Origin of the sequence: Microbacterium maritypicum, from assembly GCF_041529975.1 — a bacterium.
Taxonomy (GTDB): Bacteria; Actinomycetota; Actinomycetes; order Actinomycetales; family Microbacteriaceae; genus Microbacterium.
On record NZ_CP168030.1, the window covers coordinates 3,058,452 to 3,073,544 of the forward strand.

The window sequence follows — 15,093 nt, forward strand, 5'->3', positions numbered from 1 at the left end:
TTCTCGTTCCGGTTCAGTACCAGATGTCGAGGGACGGCACGGGGAAGGCGACCAGCGCCCGGTCGAGCGCCTCGACGGCCGCAGCGTCGCCCGAGATCCGACCGGCGGCGTGCAGAGACGCCGCGCGAACTCCCCCGGCGTACAGCGAAGACAGCGCCGACACGTCGAGCACGATGTCGGCCGGATCCCCATCCTCGGCGACCTCGACCGTCGCGTCACCGGACTCGTCGATGCGCACGCGCCAGTCGCCGTTCGCGAACCCGAGCGAGTCCTCGACGCGCAGCACCGTGTCGAGCGGAGCGGAGTAGCGTCGTGCGGTCAGCGCGGCCGGGAGATCGAGGATGCGCAGCCAGCCGTGGTCATGCACCTCCTGCTTCACGCCGCGGGAGTCGGCGACGAGCCAGGGCAGCGGATCGTCGAGGGGACGGAGGTCGGCGACGACCTCGTCGACGAGGTCGTGCTGCAGCGCGAAACGCCACAGGGCAGCGCGCGCTTCGGTGGTCTCCGCCACGAGCAGCCGCACGTCCAGGCGGAAGCGCAAAGTGCCGTTCGCCTCACTCACGGTGTATGCCATGACGCCTCGAAGCGCACCGTCCTCGTCGAGATAGCGCACGCCACGGGCCTGATCCCGATCTGCGGTCGGCGCGACGCCCGCATACCCCTCCCAGCGGCCGCGCCAGCCGGGGATCTGTCCGGCCGTTCGTCGACGCGCGCGCTCGTGGACAGCCCCGAGGTCGGCGGCGAGTGTCTCGCGGTCGACGTATTCGAGGCGTCCCGGCGAGGTCTCGCCGCCCCACCCCGCCCGTCGTGTGTCCACGGTCAGGCGCGCGACCGGAACGGCGGAGCCGAAGCCGTAGCGCCCGTAGATCGTCGCCTCCGTCACGGTGAGACCCGCGACGGCGACACCGGCTGATGCTGCGGCCCGCAGCTCCCCCTCCAGAAGGGCTCTGGCGATGCCTCGGCGCCGATGGGTCGCCGCGACGGTGACGACGCTGATCGCCCACATGTCGATCTCGCCGCCGCCCGGAAGCGTGAGCGGAGTCGCCCACGCGTTGGTGGTCGCGACCGGCAGCGCCGCTTCCGCTGCCGACTTCTCGAACACGCCGATGTTGCGTCGTGCGGCGAAGGTCTTCGTGACCTGGGCGAGCATCTCACTGCTCGGTTCTGCGCCGAGGAACCCGCGGTCGACCGCACGCTGGAATGCCACGGCGCTCGCGTCATCGGTCAGATCGACGACGCGGTACTCGAGTCCGGCGGCCGCCAGTCGTTCAGTCGAGGTGGTGTCTGCGGGCACATCCCGCGCATCGATGGAGCTCATCCATCCACACTACCGACGGGCTCGGACGCGCGGTCAGTGCTGGGCAGCCTGGGCTTCGCGGAGGCGAGCGAACACCTGGTCGCGCAGCTGCTCGGGAGCGGTCTCCTTGCATGCACGGGCGATGACCTCGGTGAGGGTCGTCGCCACGAGCGCCTCATCACGGCAGGACGGGCAGTGCTCGAGGTGCTCACGGATCTCGGTGTGCTCGGTCTTGCACACCTCGTTGCGGAGGTACTCCTCCAGATCCTGACGCGCTTTGTCGCAGCCGCAGTCGCTCATTTCTTGCTCCTCGTCTCAGCCGCGGCGATGCCCCGCTCGGCGGCGTAATCTGCCAGCAGCTCCCGCAGCATCCGCCTGCCACGATGCAGGCGGCTCATGACGGTGCCGATGGGGGTCTTCATGATGTCGGCGATCTCCTGGTACGCGAAGCCCTCGACGTCCGCGAGGTACACCGCGAGGCGGAAGTCCTCCGGCACGGCCTGCAACGCGTCCTTGACCACGGATGCCGGCATCCGGTCGATGGCCTCCGCCTCGGCGGAACGGCTGTGCGAAGCCGTCGTGGATTCCGCACCGCCCAGCTGCCAGTCCTCGAGCTCATCGATCGTGCCCTGGAACGGCTCGCGCTGGCGCTTACGGTAGATGTTGATGTACGTGTTCGTGAGGATGCGGTAGAGCCACGCCTTGAGGTTGGTCCCCTGCGAGAACGTCGACCAGGAGCCGTACGCCTTCACGAACGTCTCCTGCACGAGGTCGGCGGCGTCAGCGGGGTTGCGCGTCATGCGCATCGCGGCGGCGTAGAGCTGATCCATGAAAGGGATCGCCTGCTCCTCGAACTCGCGTCGGGGGTCGCCGACGATGTCTGCGGTTGCGGTGTCATCCATCACCGGCCAGTCTAGGCCGCTGAGGTCGATCACCTCGCGCTCCAAGGTCGCCGGCATTCTCTCTCCTTCGCTTTCAGGAGCCTGTCTTTCGCGACGAAGCTTCCCGCGTTTACTAAGGTGAGAACCGATGAGCGCCAACAGGTATTCCCCCGCCCGGGTGCAGGGCACCTATCCTGCGCCCACCACCGACGTGCCGGTGCACGCCGAGCTCACGATTCCGGGCTCGAAATCGCTGACGAATCGCGAGCTGATGATCGCTGCGATCGCCGACGGCCCCGGCCGATTGATCGCTCCTCTCCATTCCGATGACTCGGCACGCATGGTCGATGCTCTGCGCGCCCTCGGCGTCGGCATCGAAGAGGTGGAGGCCGGACACGAGTTCGGCCCCGACCTCGTGGTCACCCCGGCGAAGCTCCGTGGTGGCACGACGATCGACTGCGGCCAGGCGGGCACCGTGATGCGCTTCATCGCGCCGCTGGCGGGCCTCGCCGAGCACGACGTGCACCTCACAGCGCATGAGACCGCACTGCATCGCCCTATGGGCGGGCTGATCAGCACCCTGCGGGATCTCGGCGTCGACATCGACGACGAGGGGACCTGGGCGCTCCCGTTCACCATCCGCGGTCACGGGCGCATCCGCGGCGGTCGAGTCGAGATCGACGCGTCGGCGTCGAGTCAGTTCGTCTCCGGGCTCCTGCTCGCCGCTCCTCGATTCGATGTCGGACTCCATCTCGTCCACGTCGGCGAGCACCTCCCGAGCCTTCCGCACATCGACATGACCATCGAGGCTCTGAGCCGCCGCGGCATCCGCATCGAGCGTCCGGCGGTCGGCGAGTGGCTCGTCGAAGCCGGCGTGCCGCGTGCGAAGGAGATCGCGATCGAGCCGGATCTCTCCAACGCCGCACCGTTCCTCGCGGCAGCCCTCGTGTCCGGTGGCTCCGTCTCCGTCACCGGCTGGCCGGCGCACTCCACGCAGCCGGGGGCGCTGCTGCCGGACATCCTGCAGGCCACCGGAGCGCACGTGGGTCGACACGGCGGCACCCTCACGGTGCGCGCCGGCTCCGGCATACGCGGTCTCGACCTCGATCTCTCCGCGGCGAGCGAGCTGACTCCGACACTCGTCGGCCTCGCCGCGTTCGCGGAGTCCCCGACGACGATCCGTGGCATCGGCCACATCCGGCTCCACGAGACGGACCGGATCGCGGCGCTCATCGGCAACCTCCGCGCGCTCGGCGGGGAGGCCGAGGAGCTCCCGGACGGGCTCCGCATCATCCCCCGCCCGCTGCACGGCGGCAGCTGGGCCGCCCACCACGATCACCGGATGGCCACGACCGGTGCACTGATCGGCCTGCGCGTTCCCGGTGTCGAGATCGACGACATCGGAACCACGGCCAAGACCCTCCCGGAGTTCACGATGCTCTGGGAGCGGATGCTGCGAGGTTGATGGTGAGCTGGCTCGACGACGGCGACGACCTCGATGACGACTTCGAGGACTTCGACGAGAGCAGCATCAGGACGCGCCCGAACCCCAAGGCGAACCGCCCGCGCACCAAGCGCCGCCCCGCGCACGAGGATGCGCAGGTGGGCAGGGTCCTCGGCGTCGACCGCGGCCGGTACTCGGTGCTCCTCGGTGAGAACACTGCCGACGAGCGCATGATCACCACCACCAGGGCACGGGAACTGCGACGCATGCCGATCGTCACGGGTGATCAGGCGCGTGTGGTCGGCGACACCTCGGGCGACGAGGGCACGCTCGCCCGCATCGTCGGCATCGTGGAGCGCACCTCGCTTCTGCGTCGCAGTGCCGATGACACGGACCAGGTCGAGCGCGTCATCGTCGCGAACGCCGATCAGATGCTCGTCGTCGTCGCCGCGGCCGACCCCGAGCCGCGGGCCCGTCTCGTCGACCGCTACCTCGTCGCTGCGCTGGACGCGGGGATACGACCGCTCCTGGTCGTCACGAAGACCGACATCGCCGACCCGACGGAATTCCTCACCCACTTCGACGGTCTCGATCTGCGCGTGTTCACCAGTGCGCAGGAGGAGATGCCCGTGGAGGAGATCGGCGAAGCGCTCGTCGGGCACTCCACCGTCTTCGTCGGCCACTCGGGGGTCGGCAAGTCCACCCTCGTCAACGCGCTCGTGCCCACGGCTCTGCGAGCCACCGGACATGTGAACCAGGTCACCGGACGCGGCCGCCACACCTCCTCCTCGACCGTCTCGCTGCGCTATGAGGGGGCCGGGGGCAGCGGCTGGGTGATCGACACCCCCGGCGTCCGCTCGTTCGGTCTCGGCCACGTGGATCCCGCCAACATCCTGGCCGCGTTCACGGAGCTCGCCGCGATCGCTCAGGATTGTCCCAGAGGGTGCACGCACCTCGCGGACGCCCCCGACTGCGCGCTCATCGAAGCGGCGGAACGGGGTGAGCTCGGCGACACCGGCCGTGCGCGGCTCGATTCCCTGCAGCGTCTGCTCCAGACGTTCGCAGACAAAGCGGAGCAAGCTCCCGGCCGTTAGGCTGGAGGCGTGACCCAGCGCCTGGAACCCGGAACCGCAGCCCCTGACTTCTCCCTCCTCGACCAGGACGGGAAGACCGTGCGCCTCGCCGATCTGCACGGCCAGAAGACGGTGCTGTACTTCTACCCCGCTGCGATGACGCCCGGCTGCACCACGGAGGCCTGCGACTTCCGCGACAGCATCTCGTCGCTCCAGGGCGCGGGCTATCGAGTGATCGGCATCTCGCGCGATGAGCCCGCCACGCTCACGAAGTTCCGCGAACGCGACGGACTCACCTTCCCGCTGCTGAGCGACCCCGACCATGCGACCCACACCGCGTACGGTGCGTGGGGCGAGAAGATGAACTACGGCAAGCTCGTCGAGGGCGTCATCCGCTCCACCTTCGTCCTCGACGAGGACGGAACGATCGTCCTCGCGCAGTACAACGTGAAGGCCACCGGTCACGTGGCGCGCCTGCGCAAGCAGCTCGGTATCGACGCCTGACACCCGGCGCGGAGTTCACGCTCGGCGCGCCGCGGAGGTCACTCCGCCGCGCGTTGCTCGCCCTCGCGGCGCGCGCTCGAGATCAGCAGCACGAAGCCCACAAGCCCGGGGAGTCCGACCCCGAAGGTGAAGGCCCACGACACCGGCTGCAGCGTGAGGGAGGCCAGCGCCAGGGCTACCGCGAGCACCTGGAACACCACTCCCCCGGACCGCGCCCAGGACTTGCCGCTGCGAACGCCCATAGCGAAGGCCACCAACGCTGCGGCGCCGATGAGGGTGAGTGCGATCAGGGCCACAGCGGTCGGCAACGACGCCGCGTCACCGGCGCCGAGCCCCACCAGTTCGATCACCGCGAAGACGAGGAGTGCCGCTGCTTCCGCGGCGAGCACCGCCGCTGCAGCGAGAGCGATTCCAGGTGCGCGCACAGCATCTCCCAAGCATCGAAAGAGAACAAAACCCTTGATTTCGGGGTTTTCATGTAACAGAATAGAGAAAGTCATGTGCTCCCACAGCGGCGTGGGGCGAGCAATCACGCTCGCATCACAAATCGCGGGCATCCCGTCCGCACATCACCAGGGTAGCCGAACCCGAACTGCTGCCCGAATCCGAGAGGTCGCATCGCGACATCTCTTGAAATCCACACCGAGGAGCCCCCATGGACTGGCGCGATAAGGCCGCCTGCCTGACTGTCGACCCCGAGCTTTTCTTCCCCGTGGGGAACACCGGCCCGGCCGTCGATCAGATCGAGAAGGCGAAGACCGTCTGCGCCACCTGCACAGTCACGGAGATCTGTCTGCAGTACGCCCTGGAGACCAGCCAGGACTCCGGCGTGTGGGGCGGTCTCTCCGAAGACGAGCGCCGCGCTCTGAAGCGTCGCGCCGCACGCGCACGCCGCGCCTCCTGAACCTGCACGAAAGCGGCCTGAGACGAGGTCTCAGGCCGCTTTCGTCTGCCCTGCGTGCGGCCGGTCAGCGATCGAGCCAGCGCAGAGGGATGTCGATGACCACCTCTGTGCCCTCGCCATCGCTTCCGTGCCACTCGATTGTGCCGCCCAGCTCCCCCTGGATGAGGGTACGGATGATCTGTGTACCGAGGCCCTGACCGATCCGACCCTCGGGGAGACCGAGACCGGTGTCGCGCACGGTGACGCGGAGGTTCTCCTCGGTCCGGGCGGCGTCGATGGTGACGATGCCCTCCTGGCCGGCGAGACCGTGCTCGACGGCGTTCGTGACGACTTCGGTGAGCGCGAGAGCGAGGGGGGTCGCGTACTCGCTCGGAAGCACCCCGAACCGCCCTGTCGACTGCGTGCGCGCGCGCGTGTTCGGCGCCGAGGCGACCTCGGCCACGAGCTTGAGCACCCGGTGGAAGACCTCGTCGAAATCGACCTTCTGCGTGAGGCCCTGAGCGAGGGTGTCGTGGACGACCGCGATCGCATCGACGCGACGCATCGCCTGCGTGAGGGCATCACGGGCCTCATCGGAATGGGTGCGGCGCGCCTGGATACGCAGGAGCGACGCCACGGTCTGGAGGTTGTTCTTCACACGATGGTGGATCTCGCGGATCGTCGCGTCCTTGGTGATGAGCTCCTGCTCCTGATGCCGCAGCTCCGACACGTCGCGACAGAGCACGATCGCGCCGATGCGCGTCCCATGGTCCTTCAACGGGATCGCGCGCAACGACACCGTGACGCCTCGCGCCTCGATGTCGGTCCGCCAGGGAGCGCGGCCGGTCACCACGACGGACAGGGATTCATCGACCTGCCGGGAGGGTGGGACGAGCCGAGTGGTGACCTCGGCGAGGGACTCCCCTTCGAGCTCGTCATCGAACCCCATGCGGTTGAACGCAGACAGTGCGTTCGGGCTGGCGAACGTGCTGATCCCGTCGACGTCGATCCGGATGAGGCCATCCGACGCGCGCGGAGCGCCCCGACGCGGTGACGTCGGTGCAGTGAGGTCGGGGAAGCTGCCGTCCGCGATCATCCGGAACAGATCGTTCGCGCACTCGTCGAAAGTGATCTGCTGGCGAGACGGAGTGCGCAACTCGCCCAGGTTGGTGTGCCTGGTCACCACGCCGATCACGGTGGGCCCGGCATCTGCGCCGCGTCGTTCGCTCACGATCGGCACGGCGCGCACCCTGGTCGGGGTCTCCTCGAACCAGTCCGGCGACGACGAGTCCACGATCTCGGCCGACTCGAAGGCGCCCTGGACCTGCGTGCGCCACTGCGGTCGCACCCGCTCACCGACGATGTCACGGTAGAACAGCGTCGCTGCCCCGCTCGGCCGTGCATGAGCGACCGCGATGAAGGTACCGTCCTCCGTCTGAATCCAGATGACGATGTCCGCCGACGCGAGATCGGCGAGGAGCTGCCCGTCACCGGCGAGTCGGTGCAGCCACTCGACGTCGCTGTCGGTCAGGAGACCCTGGGCATGGGCGAGATCACTGAGGGTTGACACCCCACCAGCCTACGGTCAGATCCGTCAGAGGATGGCCAGGGACGTCGCACGCCAACGCCGATCGATGCCGTCCAGCCGGATGGCGACCGCGCGCGTACGCCCCGGCCCCGCCACCACGACGACGGCTTCGATCACGCCGTCGGTCGGCTCGGCCACGCGCAGCGACCTGATCGCGAACGCCGGTCGTGCCGGAGCGACACCCCGTGCGCTTCGCGCTCTCGCCGAAAGGTTGGCTCTGGTGACCAGGCTCCGGTAGGCATCCTCACTGAGCCATCGAGCGAGCTGATCGACCTCCCGGATCCCGGCGAGAGCCTCGAGGACGCCGGTGGTGAGACTCCGCAGGAGCGGTGCGGGATCGGGAAGTTCGCTGGTCGGCGTGGGCTGGGCGGCGAAGTACTCGTGAGGCATCATGTCGAACTCTCGGTCGGGGAGGTCTGGAAGTCCGTCAGTACAGCACCGCGTCGTCCCCCGGCGGGGGCGCATCGAGCAACTATGTGGATAACTCGTACGTGAGATCCGGCCGTCGCCTACGCTCTGTCGGGTGCACTGGGATCGTCTGTTCGAAGACCTCGAAGGCCAGCTGGCGTCGGACTGGGAGGCGGAGCGGGCCGTGCTCGACGCCGAGTCCGAGCGACTACGGATCGCGAAGCTGGACCTGCGCGGCCGCCTCCGGACGTTGTGCAGCGCCGGCACCGACGCGACGATCGACCTCGTGAACGGACGACGGCTGCCTGTCACACTCCAGGCACTCGGAGCAGACTGGCTCGCCGTGGCCTCACGCGATGTCGGCGGCTCCCGCCACACGACGGACACGGCAGCATCGGCACTGATCCTCCCTCTACACGCCGTCGCCGGCATCACGACGGACCACGGCATGATCCTGGCGAGCCTCGACGACTCTGCGACGGAGGTACACCCGCTTCGCGAGCGGATGACACTCGGGTTCGTGCTGCGGGATCTCGCTCGACGACGGGTCCCTGTGCACATCAGCGTGCACGTCGGCGACGACGCCCACGGCACGATCGACCGTGCAGCAGCGGATCACCTCGATCTGGCGCTGCATGATCCGGGGCAGGCGCGTCTCGCCGGAGCTGTGCACGGCTTCCGCATCATCCCGTTCTCAACGCTCGTCGCCGTGCGCACCCCGGGAGATCAGCTGCGGTGAGCCGAGGAGGTGCCCCAGACCTCCGGAAAGCTCGCGACCTGCGACTGTCTCCACAACGCCATGCGGCGGGCGTTCTCCGATTCCTCTGCCAGGTAGCCCTCGAGACTCGACTCCTCGACTCGCCAGCGCGGCGGCGATCCGAGTTGCGCTCCGCGGAGCCTTCCTTCATGGAGGAGGTCGATCACCTCGTCCACACCGATGCTCAGGAGTTCGGCCACCTGTGCGGGGGCGAGGAATCGCGACGCGGGCCGGGTCGGGGGTGCCATCCCCCCATTCTCCACGACGGGATCAGGAGGATCAGGCGCTCCGCGGTCCTGTGGATAACCGGCGGAGCACATCCGGGATTTCTGTGACGATATCGCCATGGCTTCCCTCTCTCGCCCTCGGCGTGCGTTCTGGGGCGACACCCGCTTCCTCGTCGGGATCGTTCTGGTCGTGCTCTCCATCACCGCAGTGTGGCTCATCGTCACCGGATCCGACCAGGCGCGGCCGGTGCTCCGAGCCGACCGCACCATCGTGCAGGGCGAGAGGCTGAGTGCGGGCGACTTCCAGGTGATCGAAGTCGGGCTGGGCCTGTCCGGCGACGACTACCTCGGCCCCGAAGATCTGCAGCCCGGTCAGGTCGCGGCGCGCACACTCACGAAGGGCGAGATCGTGCCGACGGCTGCGCTGGCTGATGCCGACCGAGACCGCAGCACCACCATCGTGGTCGAGAGCAGCACCGGGATCCCCGGCGAGGTACAGGCCGGTTCGGTGGTCGACGTCTGGTTCGCCCCACCGCTCGACGACGGGCGCACGTACGACACTCCGCGAATCCTCGTCACGGATGTGGTCGTCCGCGACGTGATCGAGTCGAACGGCATGCTGGCAGATACCGCGGCCAGGCTCGAACTCGTGATCGACAGGAGCGATACAGCCGATGTGCTCGCCGCGATCACCGGAGGCGCAGCACTCTCCGTCCTCCCGGTCGGGGCCGGCTCGTGACGGCTGTCGTCGTGGCGATCCCGGAACCGCGCGCCAGCGAACTGGCTGCGGAGTTGGAGATGGAGGGAGTCACCGTACTCGCCATCCTGCCTCTGCCCGCCGCCGATCTCGAGCTCCCTCGTGACGCCGAGGCGATCATCGTGACGGCCGCACGTGCAGTACTCACGGCCGAGCTGGTTTCCACCTGCGATCGGGCGGGAGTCCGCATCCTCCCACTCGGGGGTGCCGACAGCCGCCTGCTCGGACGACTCGGCTTGTCTGCCGCGTTGCCGCCCGAGGCGGCCGGCTGGGAGGTCGCGGCGGCGTTGCGCGCCGATGCCGACCACGTGAGCGCACCTCGATCACGCCATCCGCACCGGGTCATCGCCGTGTGGGGGCCGCACGGCGCACCGGGCCGCTCCAGGATCGCCATCGAGCTCGCGGTGGAACTCGCACGGTCCGGCCGCACCACCGCCCTGGTCGACGCCGATACGGTCGCTCCATCACTCGCGCTGCTGCTCGGGCTCAGCGACGACGCACCCGGGATCGCTGCGGCCTGCCGTCGTGCCGAGCGAGGCACCCTCGACGCGACGGAGCTGACTCGACTCGCCACGACGGTCGCCACCGGCGGCGGCGAGGCGGTCGAGGTGCTCGCCGGTATAAACCGCCCGAGCCGGTGGCCGGAGCTGGGGGCGGCCCGTCTCCGAATGGCTTTGGGCGCGTGTCGGGAGTGGCGGGAAGAGACGGTCGTCGATGTGGCGGGAGCCTTCGATGCAGACGACGAGGTGACCTACGATATCGCCGGCCCTCGACGCCATGCCGCGACGTCGGCGACGCTGAGCGAAGCCGATCTGATCGTCGCCGTGGCCGCAGCCGATCCTCTGGGTATCAGCCGATTCCTCCGGGATCACGCAGAAGTCCGCCGGCTCACCGCGCCGACGCCGGTTTCGGTCGTCGTCAATCAGGTCCGGCCGGGACCGCTGGGGATCGATGCCCGCGGGCAGGTGCGACGCACGCTCGAGCGGTTCGCGGGAATCACGGACGTCACATTCCTCCCGTTCGACCAGCGCGCTGCCGATGCCTCGTTGCTGCATGCCCGCCCGATGACGGATGTCACACCGCGCTCGACGCTCGTCGCCGGCATTCGAGGGCTCGCGGCGACGCTGTCTCCCGTCGACGCGGAGCCCGCTACTGCCGGTAGCTCGCGAGGAAGTTCCCGAGTCGCTCGACGGCTTCGCTCAATACTCGGGGCTCGGGGAGCGTGACGAGTCGGAGGTGGTCAGGGGTCGCCCAGTTGAAACCCGTCCCCTGCACCAGGAGGATGTGCTCCGAGACGAGCAGGTCGTAGACCAGGCGGGCGTCGTCCCGGATCTCATGCACGTTCGGATCGAGACGCGGGAACGCATACAGTGCTCCCTGCGGCTTGACGCACGAGACCCCCGGGATCGACTCGAGGCCTTCCCACGCGATGTCACGCTGTTCGCGCAGGCGACCGGTCGGGGCGATCAGCGCGTCGATGGACTGTACGCCCGACAGCGCCGCCTGCACCGCGTGCTGGGCGGGAACGTTCGGACACAGTCGCGTCGACGCCAGCAGCGTGATGCCCTCGATGAATCCCTTGGCGTGGCCCTGCGGCCCGGTGATGACCATCCAGCCCGAGCGGTAGCCCGCGACACGATAGGTCTTGGACAGCCCGTTGAATGTCAGGCAGAGCAGATCGGGAGCGAGGGTCGCGGTGGGGATGTGCACGGCGCCGTCGAACAGAATCCGGTCGTAGATCTCATCCGACAGCAGCAGGAGCTCATGTTCACGAGCGATCTGCACGAGCCCCTCGAGGATCTGGCGCGAGTACACGACGCCGGTGGGGTTGTTCGGGTTGATGATGACGAGAGCTTTGGTGCGCGGCGTGATCTTCGAGCGGATGTCCTCGAGATCGGGCTGCCACTCGTCATCCTCATCGCACAGATAATGCACGGGCGTGCCGCCGGCGAGGCTGGTCATCGCTGTCCAGAGGGGGTAATCCGGGGCCGGGATGAGCACCTCGTCGCCCTCGTCCAGCAGCGCCTGCATCGTCATGGTGATGAGCTCGGAGACGCCGTTGCCGAGATAGACGTCGTCGGGGTCGAAACGGGGAAAGCCCTCGATCTGCTCGTAGCGGCTCACGACCGCGCGGCGGGCCGAGATGATGCCCTTGCTGTCGCTGTAGCCATGCGCGGACGGAAGCGACGCAAGCATGTCGTGCACGATCTGATGAGGAGCATCGAAGCCGAAGATCGCCGGATTCCCGGTGTTCAGCTTGAGGATCTTGTGGCCTTCGGCCTCCAGACGCGCCGCCTCGACGAGCGCGTTTCCGCGGATCTCGTACAGGACGTTCTTGAGCTTCGACGACTGGTCGAAGTTGCGCGTTGGTGTCATCGACCAAGCCTACAGCGACGAAAGGAGGGCCAATCCACCCGGACTGGCCCTCCTCTCCTCTGCGCGGGAGCTACTTCTTCTTCTTGCCCTGGGCGCGACGCTGCTCGCGGTTGCCGGCGGCCGGAGCCTCCGCATCGGTGCGCTGTCCGAAGGCGCCTCGTGGCGCCTCTTCCGGTTCGGTCTGCGGGGCCTGAGCGCGAGCCGCCGCCTGACGGACCCGATCGGTGGCCGCCTGCTGGACCTGACCGCGATCGTTGCGGACCTCGACTTCGCCTGCATCGTTCGCTGCGGAGTACTCGAGACGCTGCTCTCCCCCGTCGGAAGCGAGCCCCTTGGCCTCGACCTCGGCGGTCTGGGAATCTCCGGCCCGACGCACCTCGACCTCGAGGTTGTAGAGGTACCCGACGGATTCCTCCTTGATCTGCCCCATCATCGATTGGAACATCGCGTAGCCCTCGCGCTGGTACTCGATGAGCGGATCGCGCTGAGCCATCGCGCGCAGGCCGATGCCGTCCTTGAGGTAGTCCATCTCGTAGAGGTGGTCACGCCAGCGGCGGTCGAGCACCTGGAGCACCACGCGACGTTCCAGTTCGCGCGTCGCAGCCTCGCCGAGTGCCTCCTCGCGAGCCTCGTATGCGATCTTCGCGTCGGAGAGCAGCTCGCGGGTGAGTCCGTCCGCCGTGATCCCTCCCTTGCGCCCCGCAGCCTCCGAGACGACCTCGTCGATCGTCACGCCGACCGGGTAGAGCGTCTTGAGCTCGGTCCAGAGCGCGTCGAAGTCCCAGCTCTCGTTGTGCCCCTCACCGGTGTGGTCGCGGACCACGCCGCTGATCGCATCCTCGATGAAGTGCTGCACGCGGTCGGCGATGTCATCGCCCTGCAGGATGTGTCGACGGTCGGCGTAGATCGCCTCGCGCTGACGATTCAGGACGTCGTCGTACTTGAGGACGTTCTTGCGCATCTCGGCGTTGCGCGACTCGACCTGGGACTGGGCGCTGCGGATCGCTCGGGAGACGAGGCCCGACTCGATCGGCACATCGTCCGGGAAGTTCGTGCGGGCGAGGATCGCCTCCGCGGCACCCGACTGGAACAGACGCATCAGGTCGTCGGTCAGGCTCAGGTAGAAGCGGCTCTCACCGGGGTCGCCCTGACGCCCGGAACGGCCACGGAGCTGGTTGTCGATGCGACGCGACTCGTGTCGTTCGGTGCCCAGCACGTAGAGCCCGCCGGCCTCGATGACCTTCTCGGCCTCCTCGGCGACGATGCTCTTCATCGACTCGTAGGTCTCATCCCACGCGACCTCGTACTCCTCGGGCGTCTCGACGGGGTCGAGCCCCTTGCCCTTGAGCTCCTGGACCGCAAGGAACTCGGCGTTTCCGCCGAGCATGATGTCGGTGCCTCGGCCGGCCATGTTCGTGGCGACGGTGACGGCGCCCAGACGTCCGGCGCGGGCGACGATCTCGGCCTCGCGTGCGTGGTTCTTCGCGTTGAGGACCTCGTGCTTGACGCCCTTCTTCGCGAGCAGGCGCGAGAGGTACTCGCTCTTCTCGACGCTCACCGTTCCGACCAGCACCGGCTGGCCGGCGGCATGACGCTCGGCGATGTCCTCGACGACCTGCGCGAACTTGGCGGTCTCGTTCTTGTAGACGAGGTCGGACTGGTCCTTGCGGATCATCGGCCGGTTGGTCGGGATCGGGATGACGCCGAGCTTGTAGGTCGACATGAACTCCGCGGCCTCGGTCTCGGCCGTACCCGTCATACCGGCGAGTTTGTCGTAGAGACGGAAGTAGTTCTGCAGCGTCACCGTGGCGAGAGTCTGGTTCTCGGCCTTGACCGGTACGCCCTCCTTGGCCTCGATCGCCTGGTGGATGCCCTCGTTGTAGCGGCGTCCGACCAGGATGCGGCCGGTGTGCTCGTCGACGATCATGACCTCGTCGTTCATCACGACGTAGTCGGTGTCCTTCTTGAACAGCGCGAGTGCCTTGATCGAGTTGTTGAGGAACGAGATCAGCGGGGTGTTGGCCGACTCGTAGAGGTTGTCGATGCCGAGGTAGTCCTCGACCTTCTCGATACCGGGCTCGAGCACGCCGACCGTGCGCTTCTTCTCGTCGACCTCGTAGTCCTCGCCGACCTCGAGCGTGCGGGCGATCTTCGCGAACTCGGCGAACCAGCGGTTCGCCTCGCCCGAGGACGGGCCCGAGATGATGAGCGGCGTACGAGCCTCGTCGATGAGGATCGAGTCGACCTCGTCGACGATCGCGAAGAAGTGCTCACGCTGGACGAGGTCTTCCTTGCGCCACGCCATGTTGTCGCGCAGGTAGTCGAAGCCGAACTCGTTGTTCGTGCCGTACGTGATGTCGGCCGCGTACTGCTCCCGGCGGACCGCGGGCGTCTGGCCGGAGACGATGATGCCCGTGGTCATGCCGAGGGCACGGAACACACGCCCCATCAGCTCGGCCTGGTAGCTCGCGAGGAAGTCGTTGACCGTGATGACGTGCACGCCCTTGCCGGCGATCGCGTTCAGATACGCGGGCAGGGTCGCGACGAGAGTCTTGCCCTCACCGGTCTTCATCTCGGCGATGTTGCCGAGGTGGAGCGCGGCACCACCCATGATTTGCACGTCGTAGGCGCGCATGCCGAGCGTGCGCTTGGCTGCCTCTCGTACCGCGGCGAAGGCCTCGGGCATGAGCTGGTCGAGCGTCTCGCCCTTCTCGAAGCGCGCGCGCAGCTCGACGGTCTCATTGCGCAGTTCGTCGTCGGTGAGCTTGGAGATGTCCTCTTCCAGCGCTCCCACTGCCTTGACGACCTGATTCAGGCGGCGGATGACCCGCCCCTCGCCCGCACGCAGCAGCTTCTCAAGAGGATTGGCCACGGATGTCATCTCCCTGTCAGTGGGTA

Annotated in this window: 16 protein-coding genes; 7 read left to right on the forward strand and 9 right to left on the reverse strand. The window is 67.9% G+C overall.

Going from position 1 to position 15,093, the window contains the following annotated elements:
- Window positions 1–13 precede the first annotated feature (13 nt).
- The 3 genes from ACCO44_RS14855 to ACCO44_RS14865 are packed head-to-tail and all read right to left on the reverse strand — an operon-like array spanning window position 14 to window position 2,256.
- A complete protein-coding gene (locus ACCO44_RS14855) occupies window positions 14–1,318 on the reverse strand; it encodes a GNAT family N-acetyltransferase (protein ID WP_372467139.1) in 1,305 nt (434 codons plus the stop codon).
- Between the two features lie 33 nt (window positions 1,319–1,351).
- On the reverse strand, window positions 1,352–1,597 hold the full coding sequence (locus tag ACCO44_RS14860; protein ID WP_029261944.1) for a zf-HC2 domain-containing protein: 246 nt from the start codon (window positions 1,595–1,597) through the stop codon (window positions 1,352–1,354).
- Window positions 1,594–2,256 carry a sigma-70 family RNA polymerase sigma factor gene (locus tag ACCO44_RS14865; RefSeq protein WP_029261945.1) on the reverse strand — a complete coding sequence of 221 codons (663 nt, stop codon included), beginning with the start codon at window positions 2,254–2,256 and terminating at the stop codon, window positions 1,594–1,596. The genes ACCO44_RS14860 and ACCO44_RS14865 overlap by 4 nt, the downstream gene beginning before the upstream one ends.
- A gap of 70 nt (window positions 2,257–2,326) precedes the next feature.
- Between ACCO44_RS14865 and aroA the strand changes: the two genes are divergently transcribed.
- From aroA to bcp, 3 genes are read left to right on the forward strand one after another with little or no spacing between them, the layout of a single operon-like run.
- Window positions 2,327–3,643, forward strand: a complete 1,317-nt coding sequence (aroA, locus tag ACCO44_RS14870; RefSeq protein ID WP_029261946.1) for a 3-phosphoshikimate 1-carboxyvinyltransferase — start codon at window positions 2,327–2,329, stop codon at window positions 3,641–3,643.
- A 2-nt stretch (window positions 3,644–3,645) separates the two neighbouring features.
- The gene (rsgA, locus tag ACCO44_RS14875) at window positions 3,646–4,716 is read left to right on the forward strand and encodes a ribosome small subunit-dependent GTPase A (RefSeq protein WP_262001220.1); all 1,071 of its coding nucleotides are present in this window, start codon (window positions 3,646–3,648) and stop codon (window positions 4,714–4,716) included.
- Between the two features lie 9 nt (window positions 4,717–4,725).
- Window positions 4,726–5,199: a thioredoxin-dependent thiol peroxidase gene (bcp, locus tag ACCO44_RS14880; protein ID WP_105709680.1), complete on the forward strand. Its 474-nt coding sequence runs from the start codon at window positions 4,726–4,728 to the stop codon at window positions 5,197–5,199.
- 38 nt (window positions 5,200–5,237) lie between these two features.
- On the opposite strand, the gene ACCO44_RS14885 is transcribed toward bcp, so the two are convergent.
- On the reverse strand, window positions 5,238–5,624 hold the full coding sequence (locus ACCO44_RS14885) for a hypothetical protein (RefSeq protein WP_372467140.1): 387 nt from the start codon (window positions 5,622–5,624) through the stop codon (window positions 5,238–5,240).
- Between the two features lie 230 nt (window positions 5,625–5,854).
- Here ACCO44_RS14885 and ACCO44_RS14890 point away from each other — a divergent pair, with 230 nt between their 5' ends.
- Window positions 5,855–6,103 carry a WhiB family transcriptional regulator gene (locus ACCO44_RS14890; RefSeq protein WP_017203224.1) on the forward strand — a complete coding sequence of 83 codons (249 nt, stop codon included), beginning with the start codon at window positions 5,855–5,857 and terminating at the stop codon, window positions 6,101–6,103.
- Window positions 6,104–6,167: 64 nt separating this feature from the next.
- Here the strand turns inward: ACCO44_RS14890 and ACCO44_RS14895 are convergent, their stop codons facing one another.
- A complete protein-coding gene (locus ACCO44_RS14895; RefSeq protein ID WP_372467141.1) occupies window positions 6,168–7,652 on the reverse strand; it encodes a sensor histidine kinase in 1,485 nt (494 codons plus the stop codon).
- A gap of 24 nt (window positions 7,653–7,676) precedes the next feature.
- Entirely contained in the window at window positions 7,677–8,063 is a 387-nt protein-coding gene (locus tag ACCO44_RS14900; RefSeq protein WP_029261951.1) for an Rv3235 family protein, read from the reverse strand.
- Between the two features lie 130 nt (window positions 8,064–8,193).
- Here ACCO44_RS14900 and ACCO44_RS14905 point away from each other — a divergent pair, with 130 nt between their 5' ends.
- Window positions 8,194–8,817, forward strand: coding sequence for a hypothetical protein (locus ACCO44_RS14905; RefSeq protein ID WP_372467143.1), 624 nt, complete (start codon window positions 8,194–8,196; stop codon window positions 8,815–8,817).
- Here the strand turns inward: ACCO44_RS14905 and ACCO44_RS14910 are convergent.
- The gene (locus tag ACCO44_RS14910; protein WP_029261953.1) at window positions 8,805–9,083 is read right to left on the reverse strand and encodes a helix-turn-helix domain-containing protein; all 279 of its coding nucleotides are present in this window, start codon (window positions 9,081–9,083) and stop codon (window positions 8,805–8,807) included. The genes ACCO44_RS14905 and ACCO44_RS14910 overlap by 13 nt on opposite strands.
- Before the next feature lie 97 nt (window positions 9,084–9,180).
- On the opposite strand from ACCO44_RS14910, the gene ACCO44_RS14915 reads away from it, so the two are divergent.
- Together ACCO44_RS14915 and ACCO44_RS14920 are read left to right on the forward strand one after the other, a co-directional pair.
- The gene (locus ACCO44_RS14915; RefSeq protein ID WP_105709677.1) at window positions 9,181–9,801 is read left to right on the forward strand and encodes an SAF domain-containing protein; all 621 of its coding nucleotides are present in this window, start codon (window positions 9,181–9,183) and stop codon (window positions 9,799–9,801) included.
- Window positions 9,798–11,045: a P-loop NTPase gene (locus ACCO44_RS14920; RefSeq protein ID WP_262000717.1), complete on the forward strand. Its 1,248-nt coding sequence runs from the start codon at window positions 9,798–9,800 to the stop codon at window positions 11,043–11,045. Before ACCO44_RS14915 ends, ACCO44_RS14920 begins: the two co-directional genes overlap by 4 nt.
- On the opposite strand, the gene ACCO44_RS14925 is transcribed toward ACCO44_RS14920, so the two are convergent.
- Together ACCO44_RS14925 and secA are read right to left on the reverse strand one after the other, a co-directional pair.
- Window positions 10,969–12,195: a pyridoxal phosphate-dependent aminotransferase gene (locus ACCO44_RS14925; protein WP_372467145.1), complete on the reverse strand. Its 1,227-nt coding sequence runs from the start codon at window positions 12,193–12,195 to the stop codon at window positions 10,969–10,971. The two genes, ACCO44_RS14920 and ACCO44_RS14925, sit on opposite strands and share 77 nt — an antisense overlap.
- 70 nt (window positions 12,196–12,265) lie before the next feature.
- Window positions 12,266–15,067 (reverse strand): preprotein translocase subunit SecA, encoded by a 2,802-nt coding sequence (secA, locus tag ACCO44_RS14930; protein WP_105710317.1) that lies wholly within the window; start codon window positions 15,065–15,067, stop codon window positions 12,266–12,268.
- Window positions 15,068–15,093 lie beyond the last annotated feature (26 nt).